We start from the raw sequence: 20376 nt of genomic DNA on the forward strand, positions 1-20376 counted from the left end.
ATGAAGAAAACGCAGTATTCCGCAACCCGTGTCGACATTATCTCCGGACATTTGACGGAGGTCGTGGATGATCTTCGGCTCGTGGACGTTGCGGACTATATCGCCTTCATCCGCTGCGAGCTCTTTGGCAATATCGCCGACATCGTCAATTCAGCGACGGAGCTGACTTTCTATCCCGAAACGCTCACATTCGGTCTAGGCGGCGAGTACACGCTCGACTGGAATACGGCACCGAAGGTAATGCTCGATCTCGAGTTCAAGAACATGGGCGTCAACGCCTATTTCCGGCTGACACTTGGCGCCGATTCAACCGAAATTGATCTCCACCACGTCAGGTTCGCGGAGACGGGCCGGAGCCCGGCCGACAATACCGCCCTTCTCGCCGCGGCCTTCGAGAATGCGCGCCTGCCACAACTGACCGCGTCCGAGAACCTCGGCTAGAATTTGTTGCTGATCGCAGGCATCTCGATCACGCCGAGAGCCAGCGCCGTCGCGACGGTAGAGGTTCGGTTGGAGCAGCCGAGCTTGTTCTTGGCGTTGGTCAGATAGGTGACGACCGTCCAGCGCGCAATATTGAGAATCTCGCCGATTTCCCCATCTGTCTTGCCGTTCGCTGCCCAGTAGAGGCAGTCGATTTCCCGTTTGGTCAGGAGACTGGCGACGGATGCCGCCAGCGCGGGATTGCGGTTGCTGTGGAGGCTGTTGTGAAGCTTCGCCGACACGCCGGCCAGTCGCTTGCCTATGGCGCCGATCGAGGCCATCTGTTCGGTCGATTGCACGTCGAAGGTGAATTCGGTAACGCCGCGAAAACCGTGTGAGTTCGATGTAGGCACAACGAGAAAGAGGTTGCCGAGGCCGCGCAACTGGCAGTCACGCAGGAACTTCCTTGATTCCAGCGGCAAGCTTTTGTCTTCCGCGAGATTGCGAATCGTGCCGATTGCATCGAAATGCCGGCGCGCCTGCATGATGCCCTGCACCAGTGGGTCGACACGATAATAGTTCTTTGCCGAATAGCGCACGACCCAATGAACCGGCAAGGTCGTCAACACAGAGATTTCAGGATCGCTGCCGCGCTGCGGCTTCGTCAGATCCGAATAGCCGATATGGGTGATATAGCGACAGCCCAATTGCTGGCGAATATCCCTCAGCATTTCCAGTGTATCTAATTTTAGGCTGCCACTGGAAAAGCCTTCCTGGAAATCCGGGAAATGGGCCAGATCAAAATGCATGGACAGCGCAAACCATTATTTTCAGCATAATATGCTGGCATCACCAAATAACTCTAGAAAATCAAGGGTAGTTTGACGTTCAGAATCAATCACGTGTGGATGGTTGCACTAGCTTGACGCAGTGCACAAGACGCGCACAACTCTATTTTCGGTTCTACACACTTTTGCAGCAATTGAACAATTCATGTTTTGTGCAATTGGTAGTTGAAGATTTCACATCCTGCCACTGTCTCTTATGGTGTATTAAATAAAGACCCAGTTGTATTGCCGCCGTGCAGCTTGAAGACCAAACCGGATCGCCTGCTACCCGCGATTGTGCTAATGGCAAACAATGTCCACCCAATCGAGCGAAAATTTCTTTGATAGGATCCCCGTCTTCGTGGAATTCGAAGGGGTTGTCGATACGGCAAACTACCAGCCGCTACCCGATGACTGGGTGCTTGCGACAGCAGATATTGTCAGTTCGACCGAGGCCATTGCGGAGGGCCGCTACAAAGCGGTCAATACGGCCGGGGCAAGCGTGATCTCGGCACTCCTTAACGCAGTCGGCAAGAAGGACTATCCCTTTGTTTTTGGTGGTGACGGTGCGCTGGTAGCGCTTCCTGTATCGCTCTCGGAAAAGGCGCGCGAAGCTCTCGCCGCCGTTCAGTCCTGGGTCGCCGAGGAACTCGGGCTCAATCTTCGCGCCGCCCTTGTGCCCATCGCCGACATACGGGCGATCGGGCTCGACGTCCGTGTAGCCCGTTTTGCAGTGAGCCCCGACGTTTCCTATGCCATGTTTGCGGGCGGTGGCACAAGTTGGGCAGAAGCGCAAATGAAGGCCGGCAAATATGCGGTGGATCGCGCACCCACAGGGACACGGCCCGACCTCACCGGCCTGTCCTGCCGGTGGAACCCGATCGAAGCGCGCAATGGCGCAATCGTCTCGATCATTGCGGTTCCGGGCACGACCGGCGCCAACGTGCAGTTTCGCAAACTCGTCTCGGATGTCCTTGCTGTTGCCGCTGGCCAGGGACGCGGCGCGCACCCGCTGCCCGCGGAAGGTCCAACCGTCAAGTTTACGACGGCGGGCGTCGACGCCGAAGCGCGCGCAGCAGCGCCGCCGGGCAAGCGATTTACCCGCAAGCTCGCCATCATTGCACAGATCATCCTGATATACGTGCTCGACAAATTCGGACTGACGGCCGGGGGATGGGACCCGAAAATATACAAGCGCGAGCTGGCCCAGAATTCCGACTTTCGCAAGTTCGATGACGGGCTGAAGTTGACCATCGATATCGAGCCTGAACGCCTGCGCCGTATCGAAACGCTGCTCGACCAAGCTTCGGCCGCCGGTATCGCGCGCTATGGCCTGCACAAGCAGGATTCCGCGCTGATCACGTGTTTCGTGCCGACCCCGATGGCGCACGATCACATCCATTTCATCGACGGCGCATCAGGCGGCTATGCGATGGCAGCGAGCAATCTGAAGGCCAAGCTTTCTTAACCGTCAGGACTTCACGATGTGTTCGGCCGAAAGTCCGATCTTCGTAAAGACGTTGCGCGTATCGATGATCAAGGGCGACCAACGTGCGAGGTCAGCATAATTGACATCATCGTGGTCTGTCGCAATGAGCACGGCGTCATAGGACCGAACGATTTCCTCAGTCAGTACGATGGATTTGCGCCCTTTCAGACTCATATGTTCACGCGTGGTCGGAACCGTCGCCACGAAAGGATCGTGATAGTCGGTCGTCCCGCCGCGTTCCTCAATGATCTCGATCAGGCGCAGGGAGGGGCTTTCGCGGATGTCCGGAACATTCTTCTTGTAGGCAAGACCGACGATGAGGATACGCGAACGGCTGAGCGCCTTGCCGGCCCGCCTGTCGAGCGCTTCCGCGAGGTTGGCAACGACATAGCGCGGCATCGCTGCGTTGATCTCGCCGGCAAGTTCGATGAACCGTGTCGGCAGTTCATACTCGCGCGATTTCCAGGTCAGGTAGAATGGATCGATTGGGATGCAGTGGCCGCCAAGCCCGGGGCCGGGGTAAAAAGGCATGTAGCCGAAGGGTTTTGTCTTCGCAGCCTCGATGACTTCCCATATGTCGATCCCCATTGCCGCATAGAGTGTCTTGAGCTCGTTGACGAGCGCAATGTTCACCGCCCTGAAAATGTTCTCGGTAAGCTTGACCGCCTCGGCTGTCGCATTCGAGGAAACCGGAACGACGGTCTTCACGGCGGCGCCATAGAAAGCCAGCATCAGGGCGCGTGCCTCGTCCCCGTCGCCGGCGACGATCTTCGGAATGGTGGCGGTATCGAAATTGCGGTTGCCCGGATCCTCACGTTCCGGCGAAAAGCCGAGAAAGAAGTCGGTTCCGGATTTAAGCCCGGTCTCCTCGAGGATGGATTTGACGATATCGTCGGTGGTGCCGGGGTACGTTGTCGATTCCAGCACAATCAACTGCCCGCGACGCAGTGTACGTGCGATCGAGCGGCTCGTCGCCTCGACATAGGATAGATCGGGATCGCGGTGCTTGGTTAGTGGGGTCGGCACGCAAATGACGATAACGTCGCAGGTTGCGAGCAGGCTAAAGTCAGTCGTGGATTTGAAGCGCTTTGTCTTCATCTCGTCGGAGAGCGCTTCGCTGGAAACGGCTTCGATATAGGACTGGCCGGCGTCGAGCGCGATGATCTTCTCCGGGTCGATATCGAAACCGGTTACGGCAAACCCGCTCCGCGCCAGCGTTATCGCCAACGGAAGGCCGACGTAGCCGAGACCGATCACTCCCGCTTGCGCCTGGCGTGTTTCGATTTTGCCGGAAAGAGCAAGATAGGGTGAAGCGGACAAGGTAATCTCTTTCGTGCCAAAGCGTGCGCAAATCTGGGTGCTTTAGATGGCGGCAATGAACAAGAGTGTCAAGCAAGTGCAGCTCCTCCGGCGCATGTCAGCTTTTTGAAGACCGGAGGTTGCGACCTATTGCTTCGGCCGGTCGTGACACCCATGTGTGGGAATAGAACAATGATCGATAAAGGACTGCCCGACGACGTATCCCCGGTTGCATCGGACTGGTCTTGCTAATGCTGGCGCCCTACGGGCGACGTTGACTCCAAAGCCCGATTCACTCATTTTCGATCTACACGGATTGGTTGTGCCGATCCGAATTGTGGGGAACGGACGTGGCTCGTATTTTTGTAAGGACAAGCGATGAGCGCGACCCAATCTGATGTCTCCACCATTCTCCTCGACAAAGTAGCCGACTGGCTTACGCACGCCTCTCTCGCCGGTGACAATCTTGAAACCATCGTCAGGGGTTTTTGCGAACGCATAGCTGCGGCTGGCCTCCCCATCGCGCGCGTCAACCTGTCCTTTTCCATGCTGCACCCGCTCTACGACGCACTGGGTTTTACATGGATGCGCGCCACGGGCATGAGCGTCGAGGGATATCGCCACGATCCGGCCGGCAAGCCAGAGCGTTTCCTGCAAAGCCCGTATTTTTATCTTCTCAACAATAATCTTGAACATTTGCGCCGCCGGCTCGACAGGGACGGTCCGGTGGAATTCCCGGTCCTCGAAGAACTGCGCCAGGAGGGAATGACCGATTACCTCGCCTTCCTGCAGCCTTTCGGCGGCCAATCCACGCAAGGCATGATGGGTTCGTGGTCGACTGACAGCACCGGGGGGTTCAGCGATGCGATGATTGCTGCGCTGTTGCGGCTGCAGAACCATCTCGCCGTTGCGGCCAAGATGGCAGTTCTCGGCAAGCTCGCGGACAATATGCTGACGACTTATCTCGGCGGCAATGCCGGCAAGCGTGTCCTCGACGGCCAGATTAGACGCGGGGACGGCGAGACCATTCGCGCAGCCCTCGTCATGGGCGACATGCGGGAATCGACCATGCTTGCCGAAAAGGAGGGCCGGCAGGCCTATATCGACACGCTCAATCATTTCTTCGACGCGATTGCCGCCCCATTCAACCGCAGCGGCGGTGAAATCATGAGCTTCATGGGTGACGGCTTCCTTGCGGTCTATCCGTGCGGCCGCCACAAGGATCCGTCGAAGATTGCCTGCGACGCAGCGCTTGCTGCCGTTTTCAAGGCGCAGGCGCGTGTTGCCGAACTCAACAAGGATCGCCGCAGCAACGGGCTCAGCGATGTTCGCTACGGCATCGGCCTCCACGTCGGCAACGTGATGTTCGGCAATGTCGGGCTCAAGGATCGCCTGACGTTTTCGGCATTCGGCTCGGCCGTCAATGAAGTGCAACGGTTGCAGGTGCTGACCAAGAAATATTCGCATGAAGTCATCGCCAGTCAGGCCTTTGCCTCCTATTGCGGCGGCGACTGGACCACGCTCGGCGAAGAACAATTGCGCGGTGTCGGCCATAAGGTGACAGTGCTGCTGCCGAACGCTTCAGGCGATCCGATTAAGATTGATGACGCCTACGACGATGTTGCTTATGATGGCCTCTCGGAAGCCGAACAAGTCATGCTTCTGCACCGTGATGCCAAAACCCGTCGCCCTCTATTGGAAAAATTCATGCAATGATCGGAAAGACGCTTGCCATGGCTTTCTTCGCCGGAACTCTGAGCCTCAGCCCCGCGGCAGCCGATCCGGCAAGCGACTTTCTCCATGACGGGTTTGACGGCGCCGACTTCGCGCCAAGCGGCGGGCTCTACTATCGCAAGAATTTTGAGCAGCGTGCGGGAACGGCCGAATTTCAGTCGGATGTGAAGCTCACAGGTTCCGGGGCCCTGAAATTGAGCGTACGGCCGTTCTGCCCGGCGTCGCGAAAGAACTGCAGCGAGCGGGCTGAAATCTGGGAAAAGACCGATCGTCGCGTGCCCTATGATAAGGGCGTCTGGTATGGCTTTGCGGTCAAGTTCGCCGATCCGATACCAATGGGCGACCACCGCTACCTGATTGCCCAATGGAAGCGTGAAATCGGACCGGACGCCGTGGGCGATTTCAGTCCTTTCCTGGCGCTGCGCCTCAATCAGGGCAAGCTCTTTGCGACGATCGAGACGAATTACGTGGCACCTGGCGCCCCGACCACCGACAGCGTCAAGTCGTGCGGCGAAGCCAAGACGCCCATTTGGTATCGGCCGGACGTCAACCAAATGCGTGCACTGGTTGCCACTGACCCGACTTGGACGCCTGAGAACGGCAGCCAGTTCAGCGCGTGCACCAACGAGATCGTTGTGACCGATCGTGGCAATAAACTGCCGACACCGGATTCAGGCTGGATCGACTTTGCCATTTACAGCAAGCCCGGCCCGGATGGCTCAGGCCACGTCGAGATTTTCGCCAACAAGAAGTGGATTGTCACGGTCAAGGGCCGCATTGGCCATGGTGACGAAGGCCTCGGCAAGAACCAGTACTTCAAGTTCGGTCCTTACCGCGCCGCGGACGATACAAATTGGACGCTCTATTATGACAATTTTCGCCGTTCGTCGCGCTGCGAGGACGTGCTTGGCGCGGATGCCTGTCCGGCACCGTAGCTAGACCGGCCGCCTCACCTCCAGCGTAGCTTCACGTTTGGCGATCTTGATGAAGTCCGTATCGAACGACATCATCGCTTCGCAATTAGCGCTTGAGGCGAGGTGAAAGGCATCTGCAAAGTCCATGCCTTCTCTCGCCAATGTCAGCGCCTCGCGGCCAGAAAGCAGACACAATAATATCAGAATCGACCGCGATCATGCTTTTCCCTGACGGCCTCTGTTACCGCGTTGTCCATGTCCTGCAGTGATCGCGGTCGGCCGTCGTGTTTCAACATGCCGGCCACGTCTTCGATTTTGGTCGGTGCAAACAGGGGAGCGTTCTTCAATAAGATGCCGTCAGGCGTTTCTTCGATAAGAAGGCGCGTGCCGGCATGCCAGTGCCGCTCCTTGCGCACTGCCGTCGGAAGGACGACCTGACCCTTTGTGGATACGACTGTTGTCAGCCTCTCATGCTTGGTCATTGAAAAACCACCCCGTTAGCAAGACGATAGCAAGTTCGTGGCTCGCAGCGCAATGGCCTTCACTCTAATTGGCAGGCGCACGATCAAGCCTGAGCCTATCACGCTAGACTCCCCCAAGACCGTACGATAGTCTCGGCACAATAAACGATAAATGATGTGCTGCGGGGAACAGTTGGCTCTCATGAAATCCGGGTCTGATCTTCTGCGTATAGAAAACCTGGGTATTTCCTTTTCGATGCTCGGTGGCCGCTTGCACGTCGTCAAGGGCGCCAATCTGCGCGTGCTCCCGGGGAAAGTCACGGCGCTCGTCGGCGAGTCCGGATCCGGTAAATCCGTCATAAGCCAGTCGGTCATGGGTATCCTGCCGAATACGGCAAAGGCGACCGGCAAGATTCTCTTTACCGACCCCCTCGATGGCAGGACCACCGACATTCTGCAATTGCCGACAGACGGCGAACAGATCAGGGCGCTGCGCGGCAGCCGCATGGCCAAGATTTTTCAAGAGCCTATGACGTCCCTGTCGCCGTTGCATACCGTCGGCAACCAGATCAGCGAGGTCCTGGCGATCCACACCGAGTCTTCCAAGGAAGAGCGCCGCGCGCGAACCGAGGAGATGCTGGATAACGTCGGATTTTCCAACCCAAGCCGCACCTATGACATGTACCCTTTCGAGCTTTCGGGCGGTATGCGCCAGCGTGCAATGATCGCCATGGCGCTGATCTGCCGTCCGGCGCTCCTGATTGCCGACGAGCCGACGACGGCGCTCGATGTGACGATCCAGGCGCAGATACTGGAGTTGCTTCGGGAACTCCAGCACAAGCTGAACATGGCGATGCTTCTGATCACCCATGATCTCGGCGTTGTCGCCAACATGGCCGATGAAGTCGTGGTGATCTATCACGGCGAGATCATGGAAGCCGGACCCGTCGAAGCGATTTTCCGCAATCCGCAGCACGCCTATCTCAAGGGGCTCATGGCCGCGGTCCCGCATTTCGACATGAAGCCGGGCGAGCGTCTGAAGGCTCTGCGCGAAGTCCCGGTGAAGACGGACACGCTGTGGGCCAAGAAAAAGGAGGTTGCGAACGCCCCTGAGATCCTGCTTTCGGTCCGCGATCTGACGAAGTCGTACAAAACCCGAAAATCCGGTCTTTTTGGTCGCAAGCATACGACGGAAGTGCGCGCTGTCGATGGCGTCAGTTTCGATATCAGGCGCGGCGAATGCCTTGGCCTCGTTGGTGAAAGCGGCTCCGGCAAGACCACAGTCAGCAAGATCCTTATGCGGGCCGTCACGCCCGACAGCGGGTCGGTGACGTTCGATGACGGCTCTGGCAAGATTAATGTACTCACGGCCCAGGGCGACGATCTCATGGATCTGCGCACCCATATCCAGATGGTCTTTCAGGATCCGGTATCATCGCTTTCACCGCGCATGACCGTCCAGAACATTCTGAGCGAGCCGCTTGAGATCCATGGACGTGGCGACCGGGCCTACAGGCTCGAAAAGGTGCGCGGCCTGATGCAGGCCATAGGTCTCGACCAGCGCTTTCTCAATCGCTACCCGCACAGCTTTTCCGGCGGTCAGCGCCAGCGTATCGGGATCGCCCGGGCGCTTGCCCTTGGCCCGCAACTTCTGATTTGCGACGAGCCAGTATCAGCGCTCGACGTGTCGGTGCAGGCCCAAATCCTCAACCTCCTCAAGGACTTGCAGAAGCAGCTCGGCTTGACCTATCTCTTCATTTCGCACAACCTCGCCGTCGTTGATTACATGGCGGACCGTATCGCGGTCATGTGGGGCGGGCGGATCGTCGAACTCGCTCCGAGGGAGGTCATCCTGCGCAACCCGGTCCACCCCTATACGCGCGGCCTTCTCGCCGCCGTGCCCTTCCCCGACCTTGATCGTCCGCTCGATTTTACGACGCTGCAGGCGAGCGGCGCCTCCGAACAGGGCGAGTGGGCGCCGCAATTCAGGCCCGATGAAGCGGGAGACCCGCTGATACCCGCCGATCTCGGCGACGGCCATTTTGTCCTTGCACGAAAGAACGTTGACGTTCGGGAGCTTCGCCCTTGGTAACGCGTCGTACAGTTCTCGGCGCACTCGGCTGCGCCGTCCTGCCCGGGGTCGCGCGTGCGGCAGACCGCGAGATGGAGCACGAGCCGGATTTTCTTGCCGATCGGCTGCTTGCCCGCAGTCTTCCTCCGATTTCCGAGCGGCTGCCCAAGCAACCGCGCATCGTGCCACTGAAGAGCATGGGACGGATGCCCGGCAAATATGGCGGGACGATCCGTACCATCATCGGCAGTGCCAAGGATATCCGGCTGATGACGATCTACGGCTATGCGCGGCTTGTCGGGTACGACGAGCGTCTCGTCTTCCAGCCGGACGTTCTCGAAGCATTCCAGTCTGACAAGGATACGATCTTTACCTTCAAGTTGCGGGAAGGACACAAGTGGTCGGACGGATCGCCATTCACGACCGCTGATTTCCGCTATTGGTGGGAAGACGTCCTTTTGAACAAGGACCTGACACCGGGGGGCGGTGCGCTCGAGCTGCGTGTCGATGGCAATCTGCCGCGTTTCGAGGTCGTGGATGATCTGACGGTCCGCTATTCCTGGGAGCGGCCCAATCCTAATTTCCTCCCTGCCCTCGCCGGACCGCAGCCCCTCATCATTGTTGGCCCGTCGGCCTATATGAAGCAGTTCCACAAGAAGTATCAGGACGAATTTCGGCTTTCCGCACTGATGAAGGAAAACCGCGTCAAGAAATGGGCTGATCTTCACATCAAGATGGCGCGCGAGTATCGCCCCGAGAACCCTGAACTGCCGACGCTCTACCCTTGGAGGAATACCACCGCGCCCCCAGCAGAGCAGTTCATCTTCGAGCGGAACCCCTATTTCCACCGCGTCGACGAGAACGGCAAGCAATTGCCCTATGTCGACAAGTTCATCCTCAATGTCAGTTCATCGTCCATCATCCCGGCCAAGACGGGGGCGGGTGAAAGTGACCTGCAGGCGACAGGTATCGATTTCAACGACTACACGTTCCTGAAAGACGCCGAAGATCGCTATCCCGTGAAGGTCGATCTGTGGAAACTGACGCGCGGGTCGCGCCTCGCCATCCTGCCGAATCTGAATTGCGGTGACGATGTATGGCGGAACCTGTTCCGGGATGTGAGGGTGCGGCGCGCGCTGTCGCTCGCCATCGACAGGCACGAGATCAACATGGCGGCTTTCTACGGCCTCGGGAAGCCCAGCGCCGACACTGTTTTGCCGGAAAGCCCCCTGTTCAAGCCGGAATATGCCAAGGCGTGGATCGACCATGATCCTGAGCAGGCCAACGCATTGCTCGATGAAGCCGGTCTTCAGAATCGCAATGACGATGGCATTCGGCTTCTGCCGGATGGCCGGCCTGCGGAGATTACGGTCGAGACTCCGGGCGAAAGCACGCTCGACACCGACGTTCTCGAACTCATCACCGATCATTGGCGCAAGGTGGGCCTGGCCTTGTTCACGCGAACATCCCAACGCGACATCTTCCGTAGCCGCGCGCAAGGCGGCCACATCATGATGTCGATCTGGTATGGCATCGAAAATGGCGTGGCAACCGCCGACATGAACCCGCAGCAGCTCGCCCCGACTGCCGACGACCAGCTGCAATGGCCGCTCTGGGGAATGTACTATCTCTCGCTTGGCCAAAACGGCAAGGCCCCCGATCTGCCGGAAGCCGTGGAACTCGTCAATCTGCAGAACAGCTGGCGCGCCTCCTCCAGCATGGCCGAGCGTACGGAAATCTGGCACAAGATGCTGTCAATCTATACGAGCCAGGTTTTCTCGATCGGGATCGTGAACGGCACGCTGCAGCCCATTTTGCGCACAGCGCGCTTGCAGAATGTTCCGAAGCAGGCGCTCTACGGCTTCGATCCCACCTGCTATCTCGGAATCTACATGCCCGATACGTTCTGGCTGAACGAGGAGCAGGTTTAGAATGTTGTTGAAGTACATCTTGTGGCGCATCGCCGCGATGATCCCGACCCTGCTCATCATATCCGCTCTCGTGTTTACCATCATCGAATTGCCGCCCGGCAACTTCCTCGATAGTCAAATCGCGGAGATGCAGGCACAGGGCGAAACGGTAAACCTCCAGGATATTGAGGAACTGCGCCATCAATACGGTTTCGACCAGCCGCCTGTACTGCGCTATTTCCACTGGCTCGGCGGCATGCTCCATGGCGATTTCGGCTACTCCTTCGAGTATCAATTGCCGGTCAGCGAAGTTGTCGGCGAGCGCATGTGGCTGACGATACTCGTTTCGTTCGTGACGATCATTTTTACGTGGCTGATTGCATTTCCGATCGGCATGTATTCCGCGACGCACCAGTATAGCTGGGGCGACTACGGACTGACCCTTTTTGGCCTCCTTGGCATTGCCATTCCAAATTTCATGCTGGCGTTGATCCTGATGTATTTCGCCAATATCTGGTTCGGCACGTCCATCGGGCATTTGATGGACCAGAAATTCCTGAACGAGCCGATGAGCTGGGAGAAGGCCCGGTCCATACTTTCGCATCTTTGGATCCCAGTCATCATCGTCGGAACGGCCGGCACCGCAGGCATGATCCGGCGGCTGCGCGCCAACCTGCTCGACGAGTTGCAAAAGCAATATGTCATGACGGCGCGCGCCAAGGGGCTTCACCCGTTCAAGACATTGGTCAAATATCCCTTGCGGATGGCGCTCAACTTCTTCGTTTCCGATATCGGATCCATTCTGCCGGCGATCATCTCGGGTGCGGAGATCACGGCCATCGTGCTTTCGCTCGAGACCACCGGTCCCATGCTCATCAAGGCATTGCAAAGCCAGGACATGTATCTCGCCGGTTCTTTCCTGATGTTCCTCGCTTTCCTGACGGTCATCGGCGTCCTGATATCGGACATCGCTCTTGCCTTTCTCGATCCGCGAATTCGGCTTGCCGGCAGGAGCACCAAATGACGGCACAGCTCCCCTCTCCCGGTGCGCCGCTGCAGCACTATGTTTCGACGGCGCCGTTCGATCCCATGTCGATCGAGGTGATGACGGAGGAGCAGGCGAAGCTTCATCTGGCTTCGCAGCGGAAGCTCATGTGGTGGAAGTTCAAGCGTCACAGGCTCGCGCTTGCCTCGGGTATATTCCTGCTCCTGCTCTACGGCATGATCGTCATTGCCGAGTTTCTGGCGCCGTACAACCTGCATACGCGCAATGTCGACTTCATCTATTCGCCGCCGCAGCGGGTTCGCCTGTTCCACGACGGCAATTTCGTCGGGCCATTCGTTTACGGGCGCCAGATGTCGCTCGACATGGATACGCTGAAGCGCAACTATTCCGATAACCGCAATGACGTCCAACCAATCCGCTTCTTTTGTCGGGGTGACAGCTATAAGTTCTGGGGCGCTATCGAGAGCAACATCCATCTTGTTTGCCCGGCGGTGGGCGGGCAGATGTTCCTTCTCGGCACGGACCGTCTTGGCCGCGATGTCCTGTCGCGCATTATCTACGGCGCCCGCATATCGCTCACGATCGGCCTTATCGGCATAACGATCAGCTTCGTCCTCGGCATCGTGATCGGCGGGCTTGCCGGCTATCACGGCGGGGTCTTCGATCTCCTGGTGCAGCGCGTCATCGAAGTGTTGCAATCTTTGCCTAGCTTGCCGCTCTGGATGGCATTGGCGGCTATCATGCCGGTAAGCTGGAGTCCGATCCTGATCTATTTCGGTATCACGCTCATTCTCGGCATGCTGGACTGGACGGGGCTGGCGCGATCCGTACGCTCCAAGCTGCTTTCGCTGCGCGAGGAGGATTATGTTCTCGCGGCACAGTTGATGGGCGCCAGCAGCGCCCGCATAATCGGGCGTCACCTGGTGCCCGGTTTCATGTCGCATCTAATTGCAACGGCAACGATTTCCATTCCCGGGATGATCCTCGGCGAGACCGCGCTGAGTTTTCTCGGACTTGGCCTGCGGCCGCCCATAACAAGCTGGGGCGTCCTGCTGACTGAGGCGCGCAGTGTCAATGTGATCGCATTCTATCCCTGGCTGCTGTTTCCGATGATTCCGGTTATTCTTGTCATTCTCGCATTCAATTTCTTGGGAGATGGGTTGCGCGATGCCGCCGATCCATACAGATAAGGGCCCAACAGGTTCGAGTGCACTGTGCGGGTCAACCCGCAAAACAAAGGGTTTTGACCATGATGCGGCGTTTCGAAGATGCTCGGATCCTGATGTACAGTCACGACACGTTCGGACTCGGCCACTTGCGCCGTTGCAGGACCATTGCGCATTCGCTGGTCGAGGATTATCGCGGACTTAACATCCTCATCATCTCGGGCGCGACCATTGCGGGGGCATTCGATTATCGTGCCCGCGTCGATTTTGTGAAGGTGCCGAGCGTCATCAAGTTGCGCAACGGTGAATATACCTCGCTTGCGCGGCATATCGATCTGCATGAAACCTTGAAGATGCGCCAATCGATCATCAGGCACACCGCGGAGACGTTCCAGCCGGATATCTTCATCGTCGACAAGGAGCCGATGGGGCTCAAGGGCGAAGTCGAAGAAACGCTCGCTTACCTCAAATCGCGCGGGACCACCCTCGTCCTCGGGTTGCGCGAGGTCATGGATGCGCCGCATCTGCTCGAGGCCGAGTGGAAGAACAACAATGTGATGCGCAAGATCGACCAGTTCTACGACACGGTGTGGGTCTATGGTCCGCCCGACTTTTATGACCCGCTGGTCGAACTCGATGTGCCGGCGTCTGTGCGCGACAAAATGAAATTTGTCGGATTTCTGCAGCGTAGCCTCTCGAACGACAGTGCGCCCACGCATGTCCCCGAGGGCGACTATATATTGGTGACGACCGGCGGCGGCGGTGACGGCGCCGATCTCGTGCACAATGTCATCCATGCCTACCAGCAGGACCCGACCCTGCAGCACAAGGCGTTCATCGTGCTCGGACCCTATATGCCGGCCAAGCAAAGGGCCAAGCTGGTCCAGAAGGGCAGCAAAATACCGCAGATTCAGGTCATCGAGTTCGATAACCGCATGGAAGAACTGATCGCGGGCGCGAAGGCCGTGGTTGCCATGGGTGGCTACAACACCTATTGTGAGATCCTCTCCTTCGACAAGCCGGCGCTTATCGTTCCGCGCGTAGCACCGCGCGCCGAGCAGCTCATCCGTGCGCGGCGGGCCTCCGAACTTGGCCTTGTCGAAATGCTGCTCCCCGAACAGGCGGACAATCCGCAGCTTCTGGCAGAAGTGCTGAAGCGCCTGCCGCATCGTGCGCCGCCGTCGCAGACCGGCAAGGGCATGCGCCTCGAAGGGCTCGTCCATATTTCCGAGATCGTCGGCGACTGGCTCGACGAGCGCGAGCAGCCGCTTCCGGCCGTCGCGGAATAGTTTTACATGCATTCGCCTCTGATACGTCGAAAGACGCTTGTCGTTCTCAAAGGCTACCCGCGCCTGTCGGAGACATTTATCGCTCAGGAGCTGCTTGGACTGGAGCGCGCCGGCTTCGACCTCACGCTCATCTCGATGCGAAGGCCGACCGACACGAAGCGCCATCCCATTCATGACGAAATACGCGCGCGGGTCATCTATCTACCTGAGTATTTGCACGATGAGCCCTTGCGCGTTTTGCGTGCGCTGGTTGCCGGATGGCGCAAGCCGAACTTCAGCGCACTCCTAAAGAGATTCTGGAAAGATTTGCGCCGCGATGTCTCGCGCAACCGCTTCCGCCGCCTCGGTCAAGCGCTTGTCCTTGCCCATGAATGGCCGGACGCAGGCGAATGGCTCCATGCCCATTTCATCCATACGCCGGCCTCCGTCACGGCATATACCAGCATCATGACCGGCGTGCCCTGGTCCTGCTCGGCACATGCCAAAGATATCTGGACGTCGCCCGATTGGGAGCTGACTGAAAAGCTCGCTGACGCACGGTGGAGCGTGACTTGCACGCGCTCGGGGTTCGAGCATATGCGCGACCTTGCTCCGGCCAAGGACCGGGTGCATTTGAGCTACCATGGGCTCGATCTGGAGCGGTTCGGACGCTTCGATGCCGAGCGGTCAAGACGCGACGGATCGGATGCGTCCAACCCGGTACAGATCTTGAGCGTCGGCCGTGCTGTGCCCAAGAAGGGTTATGATGTGCTTTTGGAGGCCTTGGCGCTTCTGCCGCGCGAGCTTCATTGGCGGTTCGTGCATATCGGTGGGGGCAATGAACTATCGCGCCTGCAGCCGCTTGCCACGAGGCTGGGCATCGCAGATCGGATCGACTGGAAAGGCGCCCTCGCTCAGGAAGACGTGCTTGACCACTATCGCCGCGCTGATGTTTTTGCTCTCGCCTGCCGGGTAGCCGCAGACGGCGATCGCGACGGCCTGCCCAATGTTCTGGTAGAGGCGTCCAGCCAGAATCTCCTCTGTGTTTCAACGAATATTTCGGGCGTTCCGGAATTGCTGACCGATGACGCGAATGGTCTTGTCGTCGCGCCGGAAGATCCGCAAGCGCTAGCGGCCGCGCTCGAGCGTGCCATCCGCGATCCGGACCTGCGGCATCGGCTCGGTGAAGCAGCAGAAGCCCGCGTGCGCGAACATTTCGACCACGATTCGAGTATCCGGCAATTGACGCGGCTCTTCGAAAGCGAATGGCAGAAGGCATGACTGCACCGCGCATATTCTTTTACGTTCAGCATTTGTTGGGTATCGGTCATCTGGCGCGGGCGAGCCGAGTAGCTTCGGCGCTCGCTGCCGCCAATTTTGACGTCATGGTCGTCACAGGAGGCACCAAGGTTCCAGGATTTCCCGCAGAAGGAATCAAATCTATCGCCCTTCCCGCCGTTGTCGCCGCCAGCGCCGGCTTTTCGGGCCTTGCCGACATCAATGGCGACCCGGTGGGTGAGGAATTTCTCGCCCGCCGCCGCGCCCTTCTGCTGGAAGCTTTCCACGAGATGCAGCCTGATATCGTGATTACAGAGGCTTTTCCGTTCGGCCGCCGCCAGATGCGGTTCGAACTCCTGCCCTTACTCGGCGCGATTGAAGCCATGGCCCCGCGTCCGATTGTTGTGGCGTCGATCCGCGACATCCTGCAGGAACGCGCGAAGCCTGGACGGGATGAAGAGACGGTGGCACTCGTTAAAGCGCATTTCGATCACGTGCTCGTTCATGGCGATCGCTCCTTCGTCAGCCTGCCGGAAACCTTTCCGCTGGCGGGCGAGATCGAGGAGAAAATCATTTATACGGGGCTCGTCGCCGCACCGGCCCCCGAGGAATCGGATGACGTGTTCGACATCGTTGTTTCTGCCGGTGGAGGCGCGGTCGGAATTGACCTTATTCTTGCCGCCCTTGCTGTAGCGCGCCGGTCGAACCCAAACAGATCCTGGTGTCTTATAACGGGTCCCAATTTGTCAGAGATCGAGTTCGCCGGACTTGCAGCGGACTTGCCTGATCATGTCCGCCTTTTTCGCTTTCGCAAGGATTTTCCCGCCTTGCTCAAACGCGCAGAGCTTTCCATCTCGCAAGCAGGGTACAACACCGTCTGCGACATTCTTCAAGCGGGGTGCCGCTCGATACTGGTTCCCTTCACTGCCGGGGGCGAAACCGAGCAACGCCTGCGTGCAACGCGGCTCGCGGCCATGGATCGCGCGGTCGTCGTGCCGGAGGTGGGGCTGAATGCCGAGACGCTCGGCAAGGCGCTGGACGTGGTTCTTGCAAAGCCGCGTCCGCTTTCGGGCGGGCTCGATCTGAAAGGCGCGCAACGCACCGCCGAGATCTTGCGGGAACTCGTCGAGGCGCGCAGGATTTAAACACAAGCGCGCTTGCGACCTGTCATATAGCCTTCGCGGAACGGATGCTGTAGGCTAGGACGATTCAACCATGGAGTTCATCCATGTGCACTTCAAACGTTTCAGTTCTTGAAATGCCTGCTGGATTCACAGCGTACGGTTACCAATGGAAAAAAGCCTAACCCGTTATATCTGGTCGCATACCCGGCTCCAGCAGATGTGGATTCTGTTCGTGGTCGCGGTTTCGATGATTCCGTACTTCCTGTCGTTCGACCTGCCGAAACAGATCGTCAACGGTCCGATTCAGGGAACGGGCTTTGACACGCCAGGTTCGACGCAAACCTTCATGCGCATTGAGTACGACTTTCCCTATATAGGCAACATCCTGTTCTTCGAGGGACTGCAACTGACGCGCTTCCAGATGCTGATGGCCCTCAGCCTGGTATTTCTCTTCCTGGTCGTCATCAACGGCCTCTTCAAGCTTTACATCAATACCTATAAGGGCCGGCTTGGCGAACGTATGTTGCGGCGCATACGCTTCGAACTGGTCGACCGGGTGCTGCGTTTCCCGCCGGCAACTTTCAAGCGGGTGAAATCGGCCGAGATCGCGACGATGATCAAGGACGAGGTCGAGCCGATGGGCGGCTTTACCGGCGATGCCTTCGTTCAGCCCGCGCTTCTGGGTGGCCAGGCCATCACGGCGCTGGTCTTCATCATCATGCAGAATTTCTGGCTGGGAATGATTGCGGCGGGCATTGTCGCCGTGCAGGGCGTCGTCATTCCGCGCATGCGCAAGCGTTTGCTCGAACTTGGCCGCCAACGCCAGCTGACAGCGCGCGAGCTTTCGGGGCGCGTCGGCGAAATCGTCGATGGCATCGGCACAATTCACGGCAACGATACGTCTAATTTCGAGCGTGCCGACATTGCGGCCCGTCTCGGCCTTATCTTCTCAATCCGCTACGACCTTTATCAATGGAAGTTCCTGGTGAAGTTCATCAACAACTTCCTCGCTCAGGTAACGCCCTTCCTGTTTTATTCAATCGGCGGCTTTCTGGCGCTGCAGGGACGGCTCGACATCGGTCAGCTCGTCGCGGTGATCAACGCCTACAAGGATCTGCCGGGGCCGCTCAAGGAGCTCATCGACTGGGATCAGGCGCGGCAGGACGTTCAGGTCAAGTATGCGCAAGTGGTCGAACAGTTCAACGTCGAGCGCCTGGTCGATCCCAAGATCCAGGCCCTGTCGACCGATCCCATCAGTCCCCTCGAACATTCGCTCCATGCAGTGAATCTAACCGTGTCAGACGATGCAGGCGCGCCGCTCCTGCGGCATGTCTCGCTGGAAATCATGCCTGGCGAGACCGTTGCCATCGTCGGCAACAGCAGCAGCGGCGCGGAGGCACTTGCCGAGGCATTCAGCCGTCAGGTCTGGCCGGATCAGGGCCGCATCACCATTGACGGGCGCGATATTCTGGAACTGCCCGAAGCGATTACCGGGCGACGCATCGCCTATGCTTCGTCCGACACATATTTCTTCCAGGGAAGCTTGCGCGACAATCTTCTCTATGGCCTGAAGCATGCGCCGATGGTCCCGGTGGAGTATGAGGGCAAGCTTGCGGATCAGTACAAATGGAACATCATCGAGGCCCGCAAGGCCGGTAATCCCGAGCTCGACGTAAACAGCGACTGGGTCGATTATGCTTCGGCCGGAGTGACAGGGCCCCAGGATCTCTTTGACGTCTTGCGGCCGGTGCTCGATGCCGTGCTGATTTCGCAGGACATCCTCGACATGGCGCTGAATTCGCGCGTCAATACCGCCGCCCATGGCGATTTGACGAGCCGTATCGTCGAGTTGCGCGAAGCGCTGCGCGAGCGCCTGAAAAAAGAGGATCTCGACGACCTGGTCGTGCCGTTCAAGCTCGATGCCTACAATCCACAGGCGACAGTCGGCGAGAACTTCCTGTTCGGGTCGATGAAGCGGCCGATGATGACCAATCGAAAGCTTGCGGCGAATCCCTATTTCCGTTCGGTTATGCGCGAGACCGGCCTGCTCGATGACCTTTACGCAATGGGTCTCGAGATTGCCGAGAACGCAGTCGAACTCTTCCAGGATCTGCCCCCCGACCATCCGTTCTTCCAGCAGCTCACTTTCATGACCGCCGACGATATTCCAGGCTATCAGCAGTTCCTGCAAAAACTGAAGGGCCGCGACATCGATGCCGCCTCCTCGGATGAACGCACCAGCATTATCCGCTTGAGCTTCTCCTATATCGAGCCGCGGCACCGTTTCGGTCTCTTGAATGATGAATTGATGGCCAAGATCGTCGAAGCGCGCGGTCGGTTCCATCGCGATATGCCGGAGGATCTCAAAGCCGTCATCGAGCGCTACGATCCGGAGAAATTCATCGCCTCGGCGACACTCATGGACAACGTTTTGTTTGGCAGGGTTGGGGTTACGCAAGCAGATGGGACGGACCGCATCCGCGCCATCCTTCGCGATTTGTTCGACAAGCTCAGCCTTTTCGAAAGCGTGCTCTCCATCGGCATGGATTTCGATGTGGGTTCGGGCGGCAAACGCATCACAAATGTGCAGCGGCAGAAGCTCAACGTCGCCCGTGCCCTGTTGAAGCGCGCGGACTATGTGATCTTCAATCGCCCGCTTCCGGCACTCGACCAGCGCGTTCAGGATCAGATAACCCACAAGATCATGGAGGACCTTCACAAGGAAGGACGCCCGCCAGCCATCGTCTGGGTGCTGTCGAATTCGGCGCTTGCAAACCTCTTTGACCGTGTCATCGTGTTCGACAAGGGCACGCTGGTCGAAGAGGGAACGCACGCGACTCTTCTTGAGAAAAACGGTATATTCAAGGAGCTGGTATCGTAGAATACCACGGAACCAAGGGGCGAAGTGGAAGACAAAAAAGGGGGCAGTGTACGTTCATGTTGCTGAAAGACGAAGTCGAAATGCTACGGCGGGTGCCGCTGTTTTCGGGTGTTGCCCCTGCCAAACTCAAGCTGCTGGCCTTCACCTCCGACCGCGTGAGTTACAAGGCAGGGCAGACCCTTTTTCGCCAAGGGGATCCAGCCGACGCCGCCTATGTCATCCTGACCGGCGGCGCCGATATTCTGTCGGAGACCCCGAGCGGCGAGATCAAGGTCGCCGAGATCGAACATGATTCCATCGTCGGTGAAATCGCCATTCTGTGCGACGTATCGCGAACTGCGACCGTGCGCGCCAACTCGGCGCTGGAAGCGCTGCGGATCAGCAAGGATCATTTTTTCAAGCTTCTGAGCGACTATCCGGAAATGACCATTGAAATCATGCGCGTCCTTGCCGACCGTCTCAGCCATACGACGACCGAGCTTAGCGAAGCACGCAGCAGGCAAAAGCAAACGGCAAAGTAGTCCACGG

At 58.3% G+C, this 20376-nt stretch carries 17 protein-coding genes; 13 read left to right on the forward strand and 4 right to left on the reverse strand.

Annotation, left to right across the window (positions count from 1 at the left end):
• The gene (locus AC1DNI_RS21205) at window positions 1–441 is read left to right on the forward strand and encodes a hypothetical protein (RefSeq protein ID WP_091944700.1); all 441 of its coding nucleotides are present in this window, start codon (window positions 1–3) and stop codon (window positions 439–441) included.
• Here AC1DNI_RS21205 and AC1DNI_RS21210 read toward each other — a convergent pair.
• Entirely contained in the window at window positions 438–1151 is a 714-nt protein-coding gene (locus tag AC1DNI_RS21210) for a helix-turn-helix transcriptional regulator (RefSeq protein ID WP_477693325.1), read from the reverse strand. The two genes, AC1DNI_RS21205 and AC1DNI_RS21210, sit on opposite strands and share 4 nt — an antisense overlap.
• Before the next feature lie 409 nt (window positions 1152–1560).
• On the opposite strand from AC1DNI_RS21210, the gene AC1DNI_RS21215 reads away from it, so the two are divergent.
• Window positions 1561–2715, forward strand: coding sequence for a DUF3095 domain-containing protein (locus tag AC1DNI_RS21215; protein WP_477693326.1), 1155 nt, complete (start codon window positions 1561–1563; stop codon window positions 2713–2715).
• 3 nt (window positions 2716–2718) lie between these two features.
• Here the strand turns inward: AC1DNI_RS21215 and AC1DNI_RS21220 are convergent, their stop codons facing one another.
• Window positions 2719–4056, reverse strand: a complete 1338-nt coding sequence (locus AC1DNI_RS21220; RefSeq protein ID WP_477693327.1) for a nucleotide sugar dehydrogenase — start codon at window positions 4054–4056, stop codon at window positions 2719–2721.
• A 357-nt stretch (window positions 4057–4413) separates the two neighbouring features.
• Between AC1DNI_RS21220 and AC1DNI_RS21225 the strand changes: the two genes are divergently transcribed.
• Together AC1DNI_RS21225 and AC1DNI_RS21230 are read left to right on the forward strand one after the other, a co-directional pair.
• Complete coding sequence (locus AC1DNI_RS21225; protein ID WP_027233103.1) at window positions 4414–5751, forward strand: adenylate/guanylate cyclase domain-containing protein; 1338 nt, start codon at window positions 4414–4416, stop codon at window positions 5749–5751.
• Window positions 5748–6704 (forward strand): polysaccharide lyase family 20 protein, encoded by a 957-nt coding sequence (locus tag AC1DNI_RS21230; protein ID WP_477693328.1) that lies wholly within the window; start codon window positions 5748–5750, stop codon window positions 6702–6704. The genes AC1DNI_RS21225 and AC1DNI_RS21230 overlap by 4 nt, the downstream gene beginning before the upstream one ends.
• On the opposite strand, the gene AC1DNI_RS21235 is transcribed toward AC1DNI_RS21230, so the two are convergent.
• The gene (locus AC1DNI_RS21235; protein ID WP_477693329.1) at window positions 6705–6830 is read right to left on the reverse strand and encodes a hypothetical protein; all 126 of its coding nucleotides are present in this window, start codon (window positions 6828–6830) and stop codon (window positions 6705–6707) included.
• A gap of 53 nt (window positions 6831–6883) precedes the next feature.
• Window positions 6884–7165 (reverse strand): AbrB/MazE/SpoVT family DNA-binding domain-containing protein, encoded by a 282-nt coding sequence (locus tag AC1DNI_RS21240; protein ID WP_477693330.1) that lies wholly within the window; start codon window positions 7163–7165, stop codon window positions 6884–6886.
• Window positions 7166–7346: 181 nt separating this feature from the next.
• Between AC1DNI_RS21240 and AC1DNI_RS21245 the strand changes: the two genes are divergently transcribed.
• The 9 genes from AC1DNI_RS21245 (at window position 7347) to AC1DNI_RS21285 (ending at window position 20369) form a co-directional block, all read left to right on the forward strand.
• The gene (locus tag AC1DNI_RS21245; RefSeq protein ID WP_091925050.1) at window positions 7347–9236 is read left to right on the forward strand and encodes an ABC transporter ATP-binding protein; all 1890 of its coding nucleotides are present in this window, start codon (window positions 7347–7349) and stop codon (window positions 9234–9236) included.
• On the forward strand, window positions 9230–11146 hold the full coding sequence (locus AC1DNI_RS21250; protein WP_477693331.1) for an ABC transporter substrate-binding protein: 1917 nt from the start codon (window positions 9230–9232) through the stop codon (window positions 11144–11146). Before AC1DNI_RS21245 ends, AC1DNI_RS21250 begins: the two co-directional genes overlap by 7 nt.
• A gap of 4 nt (window positions 11147–11150) precedes the next feature.
• Window positions 11151–12149 (forward strand): ABC transporter permease, encoded by a 999-nt coding sequence (locus AC1DNI_RS21255; protein ID WP_027233108.1) that lies wholly within the window; start codon window positions 11151–11153, stop codon window positions 12147–12149.
• The gene (locus tag AC1DNI_RS21260; protein ID WP_027233109.1) at window positions 12146–13321 is read left to right on the forward strand and encodes an ABC transporter permease; all 1176 of its coding nucleotides are present in this window, start codon (window positions 12146–12148) and stop codon (window positions 13319–13321) included. Before AC1DNI_RS21255 ends, AC1DNI_RS21260 begins: the two co-directional genes overlap by 4 nt.
• Window positions 13322–13380: 59 nt before the next feature.
• On the forward strand, window positions 13381–14586 hold the full coding sequence (locus AC1DNI_RS21265) for a glycosyltransferase family protein (RefSeq protein WP_091925044.1): 1206 nt from the start codon (window positions 13381–13383) through the stop codon (window positions 14584–14586).
• A gap of 6 nt (window positions 14587–14592) precedes the next feature.
• A complete protein-coding gene (locus AC1DNI_RS21270) occupies window positions 14593–15846 on the forward strand; it encodes a glycosyltransferase family 4 protein (protein WP_477693332.1) in 1254 nt (417 codons plus the stop codon).
• Complete coding sequence (locus AC1DNI_RS21275) at window positions 15843–16988, forward strand: glycosyltransferase family protein (RefSeq protein ID WP_477693333.1); 1146 nt, start codon at window positions 15843–15845, stop codon at window positions 16986–16988. The genes AC1DNI_RS21270 and AC1DNI_RS21275 overlap by 4 nt, the downstream gene beginning before the upstream one ends.
• A gap of 145 nt (window positions 16989–17133) precedes the next feature.
• On the forward strand, window positions 17134–19848 hold the full coding sequence (locus AC1DNI_RS21280) for an ABC transporter transmembrane domain-containing protein (protein WP_477693334.1): 2715 nt from the start codon (window positions 17134–17136) through the stop codon (window positions 19846–19848).
• Window positions 19849–19904: 56 nt separating this feature from the next.
• The gene (locus tag AC1DNI_RS21285) at window positions 19905–20369 is read left to right on the forward strand and encodes a cyclic nucleotide-binding domain-containing protein (protein WP_091925037.1); all 465 of its coding nucleotides are present in this window, start codon (window positions 19905–19907) and stop codon (window positions 20367–20369) included.
• Window positions 20370–20376 lie beyond the last annotated feature (7 nt).

This window comes from Phyllobacterium sp. 01N428 (assembly GCF_056399405.1).